The sequence below is a fragment of the Fodinibius salipaludis genome (assembly GCF_002287075.1).
GTDB classification, from domain to species: Bacteria; Bacteroidota; Rhodothermia; order Balneolales; family Balneolaceae; genus Fodinibius; species Fodinibius salipaludis.
Map to the genome: position 1 here is coordinate 206,611 of NZ_NSKE01000007.1, position 17,476 is coordinate 224,086.

The 17,476-nt window shown below is 35.0% G+C and carries 14 protein-coding genes; 8 read left to right on the forward strand and 6 right to left on the reverse strand.

Going from position 1 to position 17,476, the window contains the following annotated elements:
* Positions 1-16: 16 nt before the first annotated feature.
* Both CK503_RS11135 and CK503_RS11140 read right to left on the reverse strand, forming a co-directional pair.
* Positions 17-1,135 (reverse strand): N-acetyltransferase, encoded by a 1,119-nt coding sequence (locus tag CK503_RS11135; RefSeq protein WP_095606890.1) that lies wholly within the window; start codon positions 1,133-1,135, stop codon positions 17-19.
* Positions 1,136-1,700: 565 nt separating this feature from the next.
* Positions 1,701-3,284, reverse strand: coding sequence for a reverse transcriptase domain-containing protein (locus tag CK503_RS11140; protein WP_095606891.1), 1,584 nt, complete (start codon positions 3,282-3,284; stop codon positions 1,701-1,703).
* A gap of 826 nt (positions 3,285-4,110) precedes the next feature.
* Between CK503_RS11140 and CK503_RS11145 the strand changes: the two genes are divergently transcribed.
* Positions 4,111-5,106, forward strand: coding sequence for a type IV toxin-antitoxin system AbiEi family antitoxin (locus tag CK503_RS11145; protein ID WP_095606892.1), 996 nt, complete (start codon positions 4,111-4,113; stop codon positions 5,104-5,106).
* The gene (locus CK503_RS11150; RefSeq protein WP_095606893.1) at positions 5,084-5,923 is read left to right on the forward strand and encodes a nucleotidyl transferase AbiEii/AbiGii toxin family protein; all 840 of its coding nucleotides are present in this window, start codon (positions 5,084-5,086) and stop codon (positions 5,921-5,923) included. Before CK503_RS11145 ends, CK503_RS11150 begins: the two co-directional genes overlap by 23 nt.
* A 75-nt stretch (positions 5,924-5,998) precedes the next feature.
* Here CK503_RS11150 and CK503_RS11155 read toward each other — a convergent pair whose 3' ends face one another.
* Positions 5,999-6,748, reverse strand: a complete 750-nt coding sequence (locus CK503_RS11155) for a DUF6577 family protein (protein ID WP_095606894.1) — start codon at positions 6,746-6,748, stop codon at positions 5,999-6,001.
* Between the two features lie 493 nt (positions 6,749-7,241).
* On the opposite strand from CK503_RS11155, the gene CK503_RS11160 reads away from it, so the two are divergent.
* Positions 7,242-7,745: a hypothetical protein gene (locus CK503_RS11160; protein ID WP_095606895.1), complete on the forward strand. Its 504-nt coding sequence runs from the start codon at positions 7,242-7,244 to the stop codon at positions 7,743-7,745.
* Between the two features lie 32 nt (positions 7,746-7,777).
* Here CK503_RS11160 and CK503_RS11165 read toward each other — a convergent pair whose 3' ends face one another.
* A complete protein-coding gene (locus CK503_RS11165; RefSeq protein WP_095606896.1) occupies positions 7,778-8,107 on the reverse strand; it encodes a helix-turn-helix transcriptional regulator in 330 nt (109 codons plus the stop codon).
* 264 nt (positions 8,108-8,371) lie between these two features.
* On the opposite strand from CK503_RS11165, the gene mblB reads away from it, so the two are divergent.
* The 3 genes from mblB to CK503_RS11180 are packed head-to-tail and all read left to right on the forward strand — an operon-like array spanning position 8,372 to position 13,181.
* The gene (gene mblB, locus CK503_RS11170; protein WP_095606897.1) at positions 8,372-9,490 is read left to right on the forward strand and encodes an anti-phage 6A-MBL system MBL-fold protein; all 1,119 of its coding nucleotides are present in this window, start codon (positions 8,372-8,374) and stop codon (positions 9,488-9,490) included.
* Positions 9,491-9,493: 3 nt separating this feature from the next.
* Entirely contained in the window at positions 9,494-11,722 is a 2,229-nt protein-coding gene (gene cap2-3, locus CK503_RS11175; RefSeq protein ID WP_095606898.1) for an anti-phage 6A-MBL system cap2_3 protein, read from the forward strand.
* Positions 11,715-13,181 carry a patatin-like phospholipase family protein gene (locus CK503_RS11180; RefSeq protein ID WP_095606899.1) on the forward strand — a complete coding sequence of 489 codons (1,467 nt, stop codon included), beginning with the start codon at positions 11,715-11,717 and terminating at the stop codon, positions 13,179-13,181. Before cap2-3 ends, CK503_RS11180 begins: the two co-directional genes overlap by 8 nt.
* A gap of 62 nt (positions 13,182-13,243) precedes the next feature.
* On the opposite strand, the gene CK503_RS11185 is transcribed toward CK503_RS11180, so the two are convergent.
* A complete protein-coding gene (locus CK503_RS11185; RefSeq protein WP_095606900.1) occupies positions 13,244-14,272 on the reverse strand; it encodes a hypothetical protein in 1,029 nt (342 codons plus the stop codon).
* A 48-nt stretch (positions 14,273-14,320) separates the two neighbouring features.
* On the opposite strand from CK503_RS11185, the gene CK503_RS11190 reads away from it, so the two are divergent.
* Positions 14,321-14,719: a hypothetical protein gene (locus CK503_RS11190; protein ID WP_095606901.1), complete on the forward strand. Its 399-nt coding sequence runs from the start codon at positions 14,321-14,323 to the stop codon at positions 14,717-14,719.
* Positions 14,720-14,731: 12 nt separating this feature from the next.
* Positions 14,732-15,409: a hypothetical protein gene (locus CK503_RS11195; RefSeq protein WP_095606902.1), complete on the forward strand. Its 678-nt coding sequence runs from the start codon at positions 14,732-14,734 to the stop codon at positions 15,407-15,409.
* Between the two features lie 9 nt (positions 15,410-15,418).
* Here CK503_RS11195 and brxL read toward each other — a convergent pair whose 3' ends face one another.
* A complete protein-coding gene (gene brxL / locus CK503_RS11200) occupies positions 15,419-17,470 on the reverse strand; it encodes a protease Lon-related BREX system protein BrxL (protein WP_095606903.1) in 2,052 nt (683 codons plus the stop codon).
* Positions 17,471-17,476 lie beyond the last annotated feature (6 nt).

Here is a 17,476-nt window from a genome sequence, read left to right on the forward strand (position 1 = left end):
CAACCGTGGGTTTTACTTATAAACTATCTCGGTAGGTTCGGCGTCTTTTATGAAGCCTATTTTCATACTTTTCCCAAAGCGCCTGTATGGCTTCATTATCTTCGAGTTCAGGATTAGTCTCAACGGTTGTAATTCCATTCTGATTAAATACTTCATTCATCTCGTCAAAAATAATGGAAGTTACCCCTTTATTCTGGTACTCGGGTTTTATCCCAATAAGATAGAACGCTGCTTTTTGGGGAAAGTATCGTGCTTTCAAAAGATGATACCATCCAAAAGGAAAGAGCTTGCCGTTAGCTTTCCGCAACGCTTTGGAGAAAGAGGGCATCGTAATGGCAAAGGCAATCAGATCACCTTTTTCATCTGCCACACAATTTATAAAATCGGGATGAAGATATTTCACATAGCGATCCTTATAATGGGTAATCTGATCAGGTTTTATAGGAATATAAGTACTTAAATCGCTATAGGTTTTGTTGATGAGATCAAACATTTCATCAGTATGTTTAAGAAGCTCTTTCGTATTCGAAAATCGGACATTCCGAAGGTTATATCGTTCTCTTATGAGCTTTGAAAACCGTTTAACTTTGGGTGGCGAACGATCAGGGATCTGTATCTCATACTCTACCCACTCTTTCTCTTTTTTATAACCAAGCTGTTCCAAATGAGCTGCGTAATGAGGCAACCCATACCACGTAATCATTGTATTCGGCTCGTCAAATCCTTCCACAAGCATACCTGCCTTATCCATATTGGAAAAGCCAAGAGGACCTTCCATAAATTCCAACTCCTTTTCTTTTCCCATCTGGCGGACTTTCCCCAAGAGTGCTTTGGAAACTTCCGGATCATCGATACAATCAAAATATCCGAAACGGATTTTGGGGATATTTAACTCGCGTACTTCAAGCCAGTTTATAATTCCTGCTATTCTCCCCACCGGCTGTTCATCGCGATAGGCTATAAAATACCTTGCCTCCACATGGTTGAATACCGGATTCTTTTGGGAATTCATATTTTGCAGCTCATCACTTATGATAGGCGGTGCCCAGTATGGACTATCACCAAATAACAAAAATGGGAAGTGAACAAAATCGTAAAGCTCATCATGAGCACTTAATTCACGAATAGTAATCATGCAATATCAATTTTTACGAAATAATGAAGACTGATTTGGATTACATCCCTCAGTTTTCTTTATGATACTAAAGTAAGAGCAAAAAAATGATAGCATTTTTTGGCTCATCAGCTCAAATTAAAGATTCTTGTTCATCATTTTTAAAATCTATGAACATCGATTTGCCCCTTCCCTCGAAATAAAAACCTGGAAATGACTTACGCTTGCCAATTCACCGGTTTTAACCAATTTATAATAGAATTGTGGAGATTCTTGGTGCAATCGATGGGAGGGAATCATAAAGAATTTCTGCCTAAAAAGAACGAAGGAAAGCTTGTCGACCAAAGTGCAGCATAAGTAGTTGGGAGCTATATTAACTACTATTTTGAAAAGCTTACAAACTTTTTAAATGAACAGTATTAAAAAAGTGGGCCCGGCAGGACTTGAACCTGCGACCAATCGATTATGAGTGTAGTTTAGAATTAACTATATGGGTTATATAGGCCGATTTATGACGACTGTGTACCCACTAATGTACCAACTTTAAGTATCACTGGTGAAAGAAATTCATAACTAATCATACTTGCTATTTGAGCTCATTTTCTATGCGAGTGAAAAAATCTCCTGTTTCTACTGATTTTCTAGCCTTATATTTTAATACTTCTCTAAGATCAATTTTATGCTTGAGCATACTTTCAATTTCATCTCCCAAAATACCTAATAATTTGGTGCTCTTACCTTCTCGAAAATTTTTTAGACAACCATCAGTAAATGGTGATATTGAAATAAATATTCCTCTTGCCCAAGAGGCCTTGCTGTCTACTTTAACTTGGAAATTATTGAGGTGTTTTGCTTCAATATTTTTATCCTGCCATTTAGCTTCAATGAGATACGCATTACCTTCAAAATTAAGGCTTCCATCAATTTGTTCGCCTACGTTTTTAAATGGCTTTCTAGGCTCTAAGCTATAGGTCTTAAATAATTCATTAAGAAAGTCCTCAAAAGCATATCCTCTAGGATGTGGCTTAAGTTTCTTTATGTCCTGAAATCTATCATTGAGCCGATCTAAAATAAATGGATACTCATTATGATCTAAGAGTTGATATTTTTTATTGTAATGTTCTCTTTCATATTTATCATCAAGTTTGACGAGCTTATGATAGTACTTCAAAAAAACTGGATCATGCTTACCTTTTACCTTGCCTAAGTGCTCAAGCTTTCCCTTTATAACTTTGTCCAGTGGTGGCTTACTTCTTTCTGGGTTTATGCCTGGATTACAGTATTCTCTGTGAAACGTATCTTCAGCATTTTCATAGCCGAATTTTTCCCATGCGTGTAACATAGCTCGAATCTTTCGTACATATGAACGATTGACATTTGTAAATTCATTTACTGTTATACCCGTGACTTCTTGCCTTTGAGAAGAATTCATCAACTTGACCTTATCATGATTTACTTCAAAACCATTGTCATTAATAATTTCTTCCAATTCACTGCCAACTATTGTTTGCCCAGCATCATTTATTTTAGCTAAAGATTTGGGAAATACAGGTATTGTAGTTGAGAAAGTTAGATCATCAGCATACCTAGTATAGGTCACCTTATGTTTCTTTGCTAAGCGAGTCAGTTCAGAATCCAATTTTGCACAAATAAAATTAGAAATAACTGGTGAGGTTGGGGCACCTTGAGGTAATGAATTTTTAAAAATGCAAATCTGGGCTAAAACTGTTGCTGCTTCTTCAGGAAGATTAAATGGTTTAGCCTGAAATAATCCCCAAACTCTTCCAAAGTTGATGGAAGGAAAAAAGTCTTTAATATCTACATTTAAAACATACTTTTTATCAGTATGCTTAGAGGCGCCTTCTACTATATCCCGATCATTAACAAAACCATAGACACAAACTCTAGGGTTATAAAAAAGTCTTAGTATATGATTAAGTTTTTGCTGTAATATTTTTAAAGAATCATTAGGTGCTGAAATACTACGAGTACCACCTGATCTCTTGGGTATTTTAAACTCGTTGTATTTCTTTTCATCATCCAGTATGTATAAATAGTACTTAAGCTTATCAGAAGAAATCTCAAGTAAATCAGAAACTTCCCTGAGACTCTTAAGATTAGCAAACTTCTGTTTTAACTCTCTATTTGAATAATTTAATTCTACATCCATAAAAAAGGCACCCACTTGGCAATTCTACTTATCGCGCTCTAATATAATATCCAATGGATATTACTCAAACGGACACAACTAAAACATTAAAGTTAAGTTGCAAAGCGTATAAAAGTAAGCTTATTTAAGCTTGTTGCAGTATCAACAACAAAAAAGCAATTGCCATAGTGAATGCCTGATGAGAAATAACCCGTTTTTTAGTTGAAGTATCAAGAATAAATCTTTGATTAAAATTTGCTGATAATTTACTCATTAACTAAAAAGGATTTCCTCAACTATTAATAATTGTTCTATTATGGTTGAGTACAATCACTTCTGTTAAAATATACTTTGACTCTTTTCACCGGTTATTTTTTTACACTAACTTTAGCTTATTCAGATACTTATAAAAATCATTTCATTCCAAAAAGGTAGATATATGACCAGCTTATTGACCGATACTGTTGCCGGTTTATATGTAATATACATTTGACTTTTGAACAGCTGGAATTATACAAAAATGCATTTTTGAATTGTCTGAGGCTCATTTTCTAATTTCTCTGTTTTAGGTATCCATGGTAAACTATGTGCAATGGTCTCCAGGTAAGATTTAATAACGCTGCATAATTTCATGGTAAGGGAGGGCTTGGAAAGAAAAAAATGTGAACTGGCAGATCAACTACATAATATATTTCATTGCCCAGAGACTTGAACCTTGAATAAACCGATCTCACTCTACAAAGCCTTGGTGCACTACAATGATACCGCCCTATTTAATTGGAAAACCCCTTATTGTTCATTAATTTAATTTGTTCACGGGACGTGAACATAAATAAAAAATGAACAAATGGAAGCCGATATACTTCCCATAGCACAAGAAAATCTTAAAAAGCTTACTCAATTTAAGCTAGAAATTGAGGGACGAGAGAAGTATATCCAGGATGGACATCAAGTAGATGCGAAGGTGAAGCTACACCTTCCAGATGAGACATTGGAGTTTTTTACAGAAATAAAGAAAGAAGTCCGAACCCACCAGCTACCCAAAATTTATGAGTTGGCCAAAACCAATAAGCCATTTCTGTTAATTGGAGGACAAATTTTCCCGAATATAAAAGATAAGCTGAAAAACAAAGGGATCAACTGGATTGATGGTGCTGGTAATATGTACATCAGAACCAAAGATCACTTCCTCTTGGTAGATCACAACGAGACATTCCATCTTAAAACTGAGAGAGATCGAGCCTTTACTAAAACGGGATTAAAAGTAGTCTTTTTATTTCTTCTCGATGAAGAGTGGATTCAAAAAACGTATAGAGAAATTGCCAAAGCTGCAGATGTAGCATTGGGTACCATTGGTTATGTCATTAATGGACTTAAGAAAAGAAAGTATCTGGTTAAAAAGAACGAAAAGAACTATCAGTTAGTCGGTAAAGATGCATTAATTGATGAATGGATCGGTGCTTATGAACAAGAGTTAAAACCTAAGCTACACAAAGGTACATTTGCCTTCATTGATAAAGAAGAGGCTACTAATTGGAAAAAGATGGAACTTGATGCCCAAACAGTATGGGGTGGAGAGGCTGGTGCAGATTTACTTACTGGAATGTTAAAGCCACAGACTCTGACTCTTTTTACAACTCACACTAAAGGTAATATAATGAAGAAATTTAGGCTAAAGCCTGACCCTGATGGTACCGTTCAAGTTTACGAGCCATTCTGGAAAATTGAAGTGGGAAAAGAAACTGCTCCTCCTTTGGCAATCTATGCAGACTTAATCTTAACGGGCGATGAACGCAATTTTAAAATAGCTGAAAAAATATATGGCGAGTTCATACAAGATTAAGTTATCTAGTTTTAACCAAGAAGGGCTAAAGGATGTTATACAAATACTTGAAACAGTTTTTCAAAAATTTGATGTAGATTTTTATGTCATTGGAGCATTAGCTAAAGATATGTGGCTGTCAAAAGAGAAAGTTCAAACCAGAGCTACGAGAGATGTCGATTTAGCAATATTTATTTCGGAGTCGCGAGATTATGAAGAAATCAAGTCTACACTAATTAAAGAACATGATTTTAAAGAAGTCTCAACGAATGCCTTTGCCTTACTGACACCTTATGGTTATCCCGTTGATCTGCTCCCATTTGGATCCGTAGAAATTGATGAAGCAGTCGAAGTAGAGGGAGGCGGACTAACAAAGGTTCACGTTAATGGCTTTAAGGAAATTTACCAACAAGGCCTGGCACCTATCTTAACTGATGAGGGCCTTACTTTTAAAGTTGCCTCCCTTGCATCCATTATTTTACTAAAATTAATCGCCTTTGATGACCGCCCGGAAAAACGCACTCAAGATATTAAAGATGTTGGCATTATAATCCACCACTATTTTCATATAGAGAGTAGGCTGATATATGACAAACATAACGATTTGTTTACCCAGGGAGATTTTGAATTGATCGATATTGCAGCTTACGTGATTGGCCGAGAATTGAATGCTATTATTTCTGATAATGAAACTTTGAGAAACCGAGTACTAGATATTCTATCGCTATCTGAAAAGTATCATCACAGAATTCCCGAATTAATGGCCCAAAATGCAAAGCTTACTGTTGAGCAATCCAAAAAAATATTGAGAGAAGTGGCACAAGGAATTAAGCAATAAGAGTTATTGATTGATATTAACAAGCCCCTTCATTTTGAATCCAATCTTCCTGGTAACATTTTTCTGAAATCATTATCAACCTAAAATCTGTTCATTAGTCTCTTTTAAAAATTCTTTTACTTCATCCCATTTATTACGGCGTAGGCTATATCTTTTCAGGGTACTTAGATTTACATCATATTTGTTAACTATATTACTGTAGATGTTTTTAAGCTCTTTTCCCTGAAAGGCATTAAATAAAACCTCGTCCGCTACCAGATCAACCATTATTTTTTCCAACTTAGGGACCTGGATTTCATTTACCGTCATTAAGGGAGACTGACTGATTAGCGACCGGACTACCAAAGGATTTTCTGAACTACCTAAATATTTATGTACTTCATCTTTGCTGGGATTAAGAAACACCCCGGAATCTTTTCGAATATCTTGCAGGCAATAAAAAACGGACTCTTCAGTATCTCGCTCAGTATCGACGAGAGTAAAATATTTCGTGGGCAGATGCTGCGTAAAGTTTAAAAGCCACTTTGTTGACCAAATACAAAACGTGAGGTATAGGAACTCATTTTGGAGCTTGGAAGTAATAGTTTTTAACTCTTTAGATATATCTGGCTTCCATTCCCTAACTTCTGATCCAAGCTTATACACACCTCTTTTTACCCTGCTAAGAATAGCTTTGTTATTTAATTCGTAAATACGCCATCTTAATGTGCTTCGGGGTAGGTCTGGCTCTTTTTCTTTATAAAATTGATATAACTCTTCTATTGAGACCGTTTTTTGGTCCCTAAATCGATTTTCTAATTCTTCTATATAGAATGTTTCAGCCATAGTTATTTTCAAATTATTGTCAAATATAAGAATAATTTGACAATAATTTGGACACTCTTGCAGCATGCGGGTTTAAATTTTCGCAGATAAGTCAATTAAACATTGACTTAAATTGATTTTTTTAAACCATTTGTTCACTAATACTTGCTGTTCACGGAACGTGAACATAGATAATAAATGAACAAATTAAGCAACGGAGAAAAACCTTTAATAAGTAATGCTTTATTTAAGATTCAAGGACTATTCTTAAATAAAAATCCTTTTAAGCTTTCCCGATATAAATCTTTGCACCGATTAATCGCTTTCACCTTTGCTTTTCAGAGCCATTCTTAAATATTGATTCTAAGAAGCTATCTATTCCTGTTATGAGGTTTTTTTCTAGACCTTTTAGCAAGTTTTTAGAGTCTGGATTTAACTATCATTTATTTCAACCGAGTAATCGATGATAGGTAATTTATTGCTTCTCTTACTCCTAAGTTAAATACCAATCATTATGGAACCTGCAAAGAAATTAAAGTACCGGGATTTGCTAATGAATCTGATATGGGAGAATAAAGTACTTCATAAACTTTTTGAGGGAAATAAAAGATACACCAAGCTGCTACGAGAACTGATGAAATATCATATGAATGATGACGAACCTTTACCTCTTCAAAAAGATCTCTTAGAGAACTTGGGAGTGTCTCGAGCGAAACTCATGAATTTAATGGAAGAATTATATGAGGACTTTCACAAAAGATTATTTGACCCTAATGCTTATCCAATTTTCGATACTGAGGTTTGGCTATTTATTAATACCCGTGATGATTATTGGCCTATTGGAATCAAAGGCTTAGAATTTATCCCCAGTAAAGGCGATGATTTCACCCTTGAATTTATTTGCGAACTATGGGATGCTAGGTATTTAAGGGTAGAAAGTGTAACCCATGAAATTGAAAATGGGGTCCATCGGATTAATATTCACTTGGAAAAGCCATCCTTAGAGGAAGGTTTGTAAATATATGATGGCCTTAACTGGGAGAAAGTTTACTATTTATCTTGTTTTCTACTCACCAACCATTCCTCTATATCTGACCTAAGCCAACCGACTGCATGACTTGAGATCTTAACCTTATCCGGGAGTTGATCATCAGATTGCATCTTATATAAAGTCGATATGCTTATCGAAAGCATATTGGCCAACTCCTTAGGCCTGATTATTTTGCTTTGTGATTGCCTCCTATCTTTGGTGACATTACGATTTTTAGATTTAGATGTAATAGAATTCGAAATTTCTTCTTTGAAGTCTTTAAGCTCTTCTCGAATGACTTTCCTTACCGCTTCCTCAATAGTTTCCCTTAAATAGGTTTCAATGTTCATATACTTGGACTTTAGTCTAATTTGGTCTGACTTTAGCGACCAAATTAAGGATGATAGAGGAATTTTCTGACTTTTAAAGCTCTTAGAAAGGAGATTTGAGAAAGGGGTGACATGATGTTGTCAGAAGTACTTTTTATTTAGAAAAGTCTTAGAAGTTTTCTGTAAGCCAAATTTTTCACAGGTTTATTTTTGGTCTTTTGTGAGGCTTCTAGTAAGATTCTTTCTGGAGAGATTTAATTAATTACAAATTAAACCAATGTACTTATGGCTGTTCACAATATCTCATGTTTTCCGCTAGGAAATGCTGACACTTCTTTTATTCAATTAGATAATGATAAAACAATACTTGTCGATTTTGCCAATCGGGGTGATCAAGATGATGAGGACAACAAATACTCGGACTTATCAAAAGAGATAAGGGAAAAATTAGGGGACAAAAATGAAATAACTGTTGTTACACTTACTCACCTTGATGAAGATCATGTTTATGGTTTTTCAGATTTCTTTTATTTGGAGTATGCTGATAAATATCAGGATGAAGATAGAATTCATATCAATGAACTCTGGGTCCCAGCAGCTGCCCTTACTGAAGAAGGTTTGACAGGTGATGCTAGAATAGTACGACAGGAAGCTAGACACCGACTAAAAAATAAATTTGGTATAAAGATCTTCTCGAACCCAAAATATTTAAAAGAATGGGCAGAAGAAGAGAACGTTGATTTAGATGAATACTCCAATTTATTTGTGGATGCGGGAACCATAGTTAAAACATTTAATAAACAAGATGATTTAATAGAGTTTTTTACTCATTCCCCTTTTGCTTCTCGGAATGAAGAAGGAGAGCTAATTAATCGAAATAAGGATTCTATAGCGATAAACGCTCGATTTTATACAGAAAATCAATCTACAACTTCTGTCAACTTGTTTTCGGATTTAGAGTATGATGATATCGAGCGAATAATCAATATTTCTGAATATCATGAGAATGAAGATCGCTTAGAATGGGACATCTTCCATCTACCCCATCACTGTAGTTATAAAGCCCTGAATGAAGAAAAGGGAGACGAGAAGACAACGCCTACTGAAAAAGTGCAAAAATTGTTTGAGGATTATTATGAAATAAATCCATTGATCATTTCTTCAAGTGAACCCACTGAAAAAAATGATTCAGATCAGCCTCCACATAAAGAAGCTGCGAACTATTATCGAGAAATCGTATCTGATAATAGTGGTAAGTTCTTAGTTACAATGGAGCATCCCAATATTTCATCTCCCGAACCTATAGAAATTGAAATTTCAGATCATGGCTATGAGATCAAAAAAGAAGTTACTACGGGGGCTGCGACAATAGCGGGAAGTAAAGCTCGAAGAGCTGGTAATTAAAATATGGAACAGGAATATTATACAACTGATGGTAATAGTATATCAGAAGAGGAGTTGTCCAGTGCTAAAGCAAAAGCTGTATTAGAGTTAATTAAAAATCCTAATTTGGATAATTTTTTTCTGGTAGAGGTTAAGGCAAATGATGATTTCGATGTAATAGTATTTGATATATTTCCCCAAGTTCCGCAGAAACCATCAAATGATATAAGAAGTGTAGAAAGAATAGCTACACATTTTCACAAGCAAGATAAAGAGCGTCCTGGAGCCTACGTACTCAGAAAAGATTTTCCAGAAGTCAAACATATTTATAATCCAAAAGGAGACAGCGCCAAACAATTATGCTTAACTATTGAACCATATATCGAGGAAAAGTACTATTGGACAGCTTCTGGTTTCTTAAAATCCATATTTAATTGGTTGAGCAAAACTTCAAAGGGTATTCTCCATGAAGAAGATCAACCTTTAGAAGAATTCTATTTTGAATCTCCCCACAGGATATTGCTGCCCAATTTATTTTTCGATAATAACGTAGATGAAATTGATAAGGGTTTCATTTGTCGAAAACTGTATCAAGAAAAAAATCAGACAATTGCTTTACTAGATAATCCTGATAAAAACCCTGATCAAAAGCTACTAAATATTTTCATATTTGAGACCCCACCAGTAGTACATTCTATTCCACAAATTCCTTCCTACAAGTTAGGATCTCTTCATCAAGAATTACAAAAGATAAACTTTAACCTTGCCTCAAAATTAGCTACTAAACTTTTTGCCTACGCTGAGCTTGAAAAACTAAATCCTGGAAATGGACTTATTCTTCTTGTAAGAATACCAAAGAAAAGAGATATAGATAGTGAAATTGAAGAATATGAGCTCCAAGCGTTTTTCTTGGAAAAGAACCTTAAAGAAACAATCAAAATTCTTGGATTGAAAACAAATCATGGTAACATCGTTTTAGGAGATTATGACCCTAATAATCTTTTAGATTTGAGTTTATTACCATTAAATCCTACCCCGTACTTAACACCTAGTAAAGCATTAGAACATAACGGATTAGAAAAAGATATTGAGCAAAGAATATCACTAATTGGTTTAGGCGCACTTGGTTCTCAAATTGCAGATAACATTTATAGATCAGGCTTTAATAAACTAAGTTTAATTGATCATGATAAATTGTTACCTCATAACTTAGCTAGACACACTTTAGATGGGACTCATCTAGGTGAGTTCAAAGTAAAAGGTATGAAGAATACTTTATCATCAATATTTGAGAATAATAAATTGAGAACTTTTACTGAAAATGTTTTACATCAATTGTCGGATGATCTAAAACAAGAGTTAGAAAACTCTGACCTAATTTTAGACTTTTCAGCTTCTAATATTGTTTCAAAATATATATCCAATAATATAGTAAGTAACGCTCCCAGAATTTCCTGTTTTTTGAACCCAAATGGAAAAGATTCTATACTGATAAAAGAAGATTTAGACAGGCATTATCAATTAGATACATTAGAATTAGATTACTATAGGGGAATCTACAGGCGTTCAGAACTTCACAATCATTTAGATATCTCTCAATCTCGAATTGGCTATGCATATAATTGTCGGGATGTATCTTCACAAATGCCTCAAATTAATGTTGCTCAACATTCAGCAATATTATCTAGATCCATAATTAACTCTTATAATAAAAACTGCCCATTAATATCGATATGGCGAACTAACCAAAAGGGGGAAACTAACCGATTTGATTTAGCATGCCATAAATACCAAACTATAAACCATAGAAATTGGGAAATTAAGATTTCGTCATCAATCCTTGAAAAAATCTATGATGAACGAAGTAATAAATTACCAAATGAGACCGGTGGAGTACTAGTTGGGTATATAAATACTAAGGATGAAATCATTTATATATCTGATAGTCTAAAATCACCTTCTGACAGCATTGAATATCCTGACTCATATACTCGGGGAAAAAACAACCTTTTAGAGGAATTAGAAAAGTATGATAAGGTTACGGCAAATCAGATTACTTACATTGGTGAATGGCATTCACATCCAGATAATTGCAGCGTGGACCCAAGTCCAGATGACAAAAAACTTTTCGAATGGTTAAAAACATACCGGGAGATCGATTCCCTTCCGCCTGTTATGCTTATAGTCGGTGATGATAATAGACTAAATTTTTTAGTAGAAGAAGTGACAAACTCAGAAATACTATATGCCTAATAAGGATATTAAAATTGGCCTAGCTCTTTCGGGTGGTGGTTTTCGGGCCTCAGCTTTTCATCTCGGAGTCTTAAAAAGACTTGAGGAATTGAAGATATTACCTCATCTCAGTAATGTTTCTGTAGTATCGGGAGGAGCAATAACAGGTGGTTTATACGCTTTAAAATGTGCAAATCATGGTAATGGGCATCCCGGAAGTTATCCTATAAACAATCTGATTCGAGATTTGAGGCCAGTTTTTGAAATGAATTTAAGGAGGAGTTTTTTATGGGGTTCAACAGGGCGAACTTTAAAAACTCTTAAATCATTTGTTTCAAAAAACACTTATCGAAATACTAATTTCGTTAATGAACTCAATAATCAGTTATTCAATTACGAAACACTCGACAAACTTCCAGATTGGATCCTAATAAATGCCACCAACTTAACGACCGGGAAAAATTGGAAATTTTTCTCTGATCGAGTTGGAGATTACTTAATTGGTGCAACTGATAAGACTGGAAAAATCCAACTTGCTGAGGCTGTAGCTTCTTCAGCGGCATATCCGATTATGGTTGATCCTTACCCATTTAAAACAAACTGGGAGGATTTGAAATTCAGCTTATTGGATAATCGATGGAGACAGCCCCCAAAGAATAAAAAAACAAATACCAGCCAATGGAGGAAGAGATTTGGAAAAGCAAAAGGAAAACTTACACTTCCAATTGTTGATGGTGGATTATATGATAACCTAGGTCTCAATAGTTTACAATCTTCTCGAGTTACACATGCTATTTATTCTTCCTCTTCAACTTTACAAAAGTATTATGGACCAAGTAATCTAATAACTGAATTATTAAGAGAGATAGGAGTCGTTCACGAACGGCTTGGAAATGTTTCTAAGCAACATATTCACGAAATGACCCACGCCTATGACCCATCTAAAGCCAATAAAAAACTTAAAGATATATCAAAGATTCTCTCAGAAAAAGCAACAGAACATCATGACTCTGAACTGGATAAAGTGTCCAAATCGATCAACGAGCTATCCAAGGTTGGATTTCCGCCACGAGGGCATCAATTTAAGAAATATGCTCCTATCCAACTCATTAAAACAGATTTAGCAACCAATAGATATGCAGAGTTTGATCCACCATATGACGTTCCCGAGAATTTTCGTGGCTTAAGTGTACCTCTAGTTAAGGAATTAGCTCGGGTTAGAACTGATTTAGATGCTTATCAACGAGAAGTAACTGATTTGTTAATGGTTCAAGGGTATTTTTTGACGGATGCTCAAATCAAGGTCTCTATGCCTGAAGTAATTAATTTTTCACTTGGAACTGATCACCCATTAGATGTAACACCAAAATGGGATAAAGCTCATGAAGTTATCTCAAAATTTAATGGAAATATAGATTATGGTAAGGAATTATTAATCAATGCCTCCAAAAGAAAACCAATATTAGGAAATTCACTATAAACCACCTCTTAGTAAGCTGGTTTCGTCGTTAGTCCTACCAAATACAAAGTGATATTGATTTATTAATTCCACTGTTTCCCACCTAACAAGTCTGCAAGCTTTTGGCTACTTATTTCAACATCAAATCCATCAATTTCTTTAAGTAGCATATACTTTTTCTTTCTCAATCCCCCATGAGAGACTTTTAGAAAATTAGTATCATGAAATTTATCAACTACAAAAAATCTTTTCCCCCTACTTAAATCATAATAATCTGTATTTCTAATAATACCAATGATAGCCATTTTATTTTCATCTGATAAGTTCTCAAATACTTCCTCGTAGCCTTCTGCTGCGGTTAGTTTCCCATTAATTAAATTACAGGCCACAATATATTTTACTTCTCCGACTCCTCTGATAGCTTTATTTTTGTATAAACCTAAATATTTAAAATTCCTTGTATGAGTTCTATCAATTGGATCGTAGTACACATCATATTTTCGGTTTTCTTGGTACGAATCACCAGTAGGAGCTACCAACATTCTATATTTTTCTAAAGAGATAACTCCCTTTTCTTGGCATAGACTATCATAATCTGCTATGATTTCTTTCATTGTCAATTCATGCTCATGCAGGACTTCTTCAAAGTTTAATATAATCTCCTCGTAGGTTACAGTGGCAAAGTTTACGTTGGTAGATTTTTGTGGATACCTTTCTTTAATTTTACTTTTTATCGTTTTTGAACTAGCCTCAGACACTTTTTCTTTTGTAAGAGCCAGCAAAATTCTCTCACTATTATTATCTGTAAAAGCTTCAATATGATCTAATAATTGCCCTTCCCTAAGTTCTCCATGTGGTTTAGCCTCAATTAATATTCTAAATCCCTTTTGATATATATGCCCATCAGGCACACTACTATATTCCCTAACTTGTTGTTCGAAATCAGGACCGATAGAAATGGATATATTCTCTTCTGATCCTATAAGACCTTCCAAAAAATCTTCGAACCTCTTGGAATCATGGTTATATAGATATTGAAAAAGTAGGAGTGTACTATTAGTAAGCCAATTTTCTGGTTTTGAATATCTTTGAAAGTAGTGTGTAGCACCCATAGATTATAACCTTATAATTTTTAAACTTCTGAGTAAATAACGTTAAAGATGGCTCTTAACGAACAAGATTATTTTGAAATATTGTATCACTTGCAAGAGGAAGTGGCAGGTAATGAACCACAATTGGCAAATAACTTTCTAGAGATATCTAATAATATAATTGAAGAATACGAAGATCCCCGCAAAATACTTATCCACAGTCTGGAAAGGCTAATAGAGTTGTTAGAGCAAGAGTCCTCAAATACCTACGAAAATGTATTAACAAACTTGAACAATTTTGTAGAAACTGAGGAAGGTCAAAAAATTGATGGGATACATGTTGAGTTATCTCCTAAACAAAAAAAACTATATCAACAAGATTACATTGACCTGTCAGAGATGAAAAGTCAAGAAACTATGATTTCAGAATTGAATGAAATAATAGAAGAAATAAGGTCAAATAAATAGTAGCCACCTAACATGGACAAGGAAGATATTAAAAAGAAAATAACTAGCACCTTTCAAAAATATACTAAGGCCAATAATACAAAGGCAGCGGATGTTATAACTAACTCACTTACCTCAGGTAAGCTTTATGAAGCATTTATACTTAGTCGTGTCGCTGAGCAGCTAGTAAAAAAAGAAGGATTAAAATTAAAATTAGTAAACAGCAAATATTTAAAGCTAAAAACCTCAGCTGGTAAAATTGATCGTACTAAACCAAGATTTAATGTATATAAGTCAGGTAATTGTATAGCTGAGATTTGGACTGATATTGAATTTACAACCCTTAGCTATGCTAAGGATTCAAGCTTCACTTCACCGGATCCAGGTCAATATCATGAGCTTGATATTGTTGTTCTCGATCCAAACTTATCAGGCCGCCCAGGCTATGATCAAATCTGGTTAGGAGTTGAATGCAAGAATACCAGTTATGAAAAAGGATTGTTAAAAGAAATTCTTGGAATAAGAAGAGAATTGAGTCTCTTAAGAAGCACTCCTCAACAAACAAAATTTAGCAAATGGCCAAGAAAAAATGTACCCGCAGACCCATCTTCTTGTTTACTGGTTTATTCAACCGATGCAAATGTTCAAAATTATTCTTCCCCAGGTGATTTGTTTGGTATAGACTTTTACTTTGAACCACTTAACCCATAGTAATTAGAACTAATCTATCAAAATAGCTTTCTGCATCAACATCTGACTGTTGGAGTAGAAAGGCACATCAGTAGAGCCAACTACACTTTGGGGAATAGAGGCCATCTCAGATAAATTATCCATTGGAGAAATCACCGTTTTTGCTCCATTTTCAGAAAGCATGGTTACTTTATCTGTGAAATTATTTGACCGTTCGATAGCACCACCGATAGAAATATTACCAAGCACCGCTAAACCAGCCTTAAGGTTTTGATTGTATAGATCTGAAAGGACTGCAATATAAGTTGCAGATCCAACCCCAGAATTAATTTTATCACCCAGCAAATTGGTTATCTGTACATGAATATCGAAGTTTGAAAGGCTATGCTGTTCGTTTAATATCTGATCCTCATTAGCCTTAATATATTGATAGGTATTCTTAATATTCTCTTTTACATCTCTATCTGAGGTACCTGAAATATTTAATTTGCCAGACCCCTCAGTTGTTACTACTTCTAATCTTACTACGGAGAAATTTACTCCATCTCCTGTACATGTATAGCATATACCAGGCTTTAGTGGGGTATTTTCTATGAGCTGAGTTCCCTTTTGTTCAGGCAAGCCAACAAACGTCTCCTCTTGGTTATCTTTGTCTATGAAAGAGAAATTTGTATCCCAGAACTCCATTCCCCCAATCCTTTTAAGCTGTTCCTTAACCCTTCTCCGCATTTCTATAGCAAAGGTTACGTATTCTCTAATATCTTCTTTCGTATAATTACCGTCAGGATGTAGCAACTTTATAAACCCAGAAACAGTTTTCTTAACCGGCTTGGTGTCTCGTTGCTTTAAATGGGAGCCCAAAGAAAAGTATTCTTCAAGCGCATCGGTATAGTTTTCTCTCCTTTTGCTTTTAAGTACCTCGGAAAAGAAATCAGTGCTAAATCCAAAGTTAGAAGTGAAGTTCTTATTTGAAAACTTCATGATCTCCCAGCCAGGCAAGTAAAAATGGATTCTATCTAAGAATGCAGTATCAGAGTTCACTTCCTCTGAAAGGGGGCTAAATAAGTGAGAGGTTTGTAAAACCGTTTGAACAGGCTGATTAATATTTCCATTAAGTATTACAGATGCATTACCTGTAATTTCACCGCCTGCTCCAGCTCTTGAGAAGGAACCTGATTCCATGTAATCCTTCATTAACGGTGTAGCATCCTTATCTTTAAATAATTGGTCTGTAGCTTCATCAAAACAGATAGCATCCCATTGCCCTACCGCGCCAACTCTACCTGTATTACCATGGACAAAAAGTTTAGCCACAGTACCTTGGCCACCTGATATAAGCACTGCATAAGGGGTAAGCTCTTTGTAAACAAAGGATTTACCAGTTGATCTTGGCCCCAACTCCACTAAGTTAAAATTGGACTCTACAAGAGGCAATAGACGGGATAACAATAACATCTTAATTCTATGTGTCATCCCTTCAGAAGAAGGCTCATAGCCACTACTCCTGAGCAAGACATTCATCCACTCCTCTTTGCTAAACTCTTTTCGCTTATTATTTACTTTTGAGACGTCAAATGAGGATAGCTGAATTGGCTTAATGTCTCTGATTACAAAGGGATAGATAGTATTACCCACTTTAATATTTGGATCGTATTCGACATCCATAATGGCCCATATACCACCCATCAGCATCTTGTCGTGATCTAAGACCAACGAATCTCGAATTACAGCGTCCTTAATGTTGCTGTTATGTAAATACGCCCAATATTTATCTTTCTTGGGGTCTAATTTCACCTCAATCTTATCGATGATCTTGTAGCTACCAGCTTCCCGAATTTTGGAATGAATCAGATCGCTCTCCTCAGGGTTCACATAATGCTGAGAAAGAATGTTTTTCACATTCTCCATTCCCTCTTTGATCTTCTCTTCATCGTTGGTGGAGCAAGAGTTGGCAATCAGGTATTCCAATACAAAAACGGGAACATTCGCACCTACTTTAACCCGCCTGACAAGATCTTTCTTAACTACAAATCCCCGAAAGTGATCTAATAATTTTTCGTCTAAACTGTCTAATGTGATCATAGTATT

Coding starts and splice junctions, on each gene's coding strand:
- CK503_RS11185 (WP_095606900.1), bottom strand. CDS start 14,272: ATGGGTGCTACACACTACTTTCAAAGATATTCAAAACCAGAAAATTGG.
- CK503_RS11150 (WP_095606893.1), top strand. CDS start 5,084: ATGGCGAGTTCATACAAGATTAAGTTATCTAGTTTTAACCAAGAAGGG.
- brxL (WP_095606903.1), bottom strand. CDS start 17,470: ATGATCACATTAGACAGTTTAGACGAAAAATTATTAGATCACTTTCGG.
- CK503_RS11155 (WP_095606894.1), bottom strand. CDS start 6,748: ATGGCTGAAACATTCTATATAGAAGAATTAGAAAATCGATTTAGGGAC.
- mblB (WP_095606897.1), top strand. CDS start 8,372: ATGGCTGTTCACAATATCTCATGTTTTCCGCTAGGAAATGCTGACACT.
- CK503_RS11195 (WP_095606902.1), top strand. CDS start 14,732: ATGGACAAGGAAGATATTAAAAAGAAAATAACTAGCACCTTTCAAAAA.
- CK503_RS11180 (WP_095606899.1), top strand. CDS start 11,715: ATGCCTAATAAGGATATTAAAATTGGCCTAGCTCTTTCGGGTGGTGGT.
- CK503_RS11160 (WP_095606895.1), top strand. CDS start 7,242: ATGGAACCTGCAAAGAAATTAAAGTACCGGGATTTGCTAATGAATCTG.
- cap2-3 (WP_095606898.1), top strand. CDS start 9,494: ATGGAACAGGAATATTATACAACTGATGGTAATAGTATATCAGAAGAG.
- CK503_RS11190 (WP_095606901.1), top strand. CDS start 14,321: ATGGCTCTTAACGAACAAGATTATTTTGAAATATTGTATCACTTGCAA.
- CK503_RS11145 (WP_095606892.1), top strand. CDS start 4,111: ATGGAAGCCGATATACTTCCCATAGCACAAGAAAATCTTAAAAAGCTT.
- CK503_RS11140 (WP_095606891.1), bottom strand. CDS start 3,284: ATGGATGTAGAATTAAATTATTCAAATAGAGAGTTAAAACAGAAGTTT.
- CK503_RS11135 (WP_095606890.1), bottom strand. CDS start 1,135: ATGATTACTATTCGTGAATTAAGTGCTCATGATGAGCTTTACGATTTT.
- CK503_RS11165 (WP_095606896.1), bottom strand. CDS start 8,107: ATGAACATTGAAACCTATTTAAGGGAAACTATTGAGGAAGCGGTAAGG.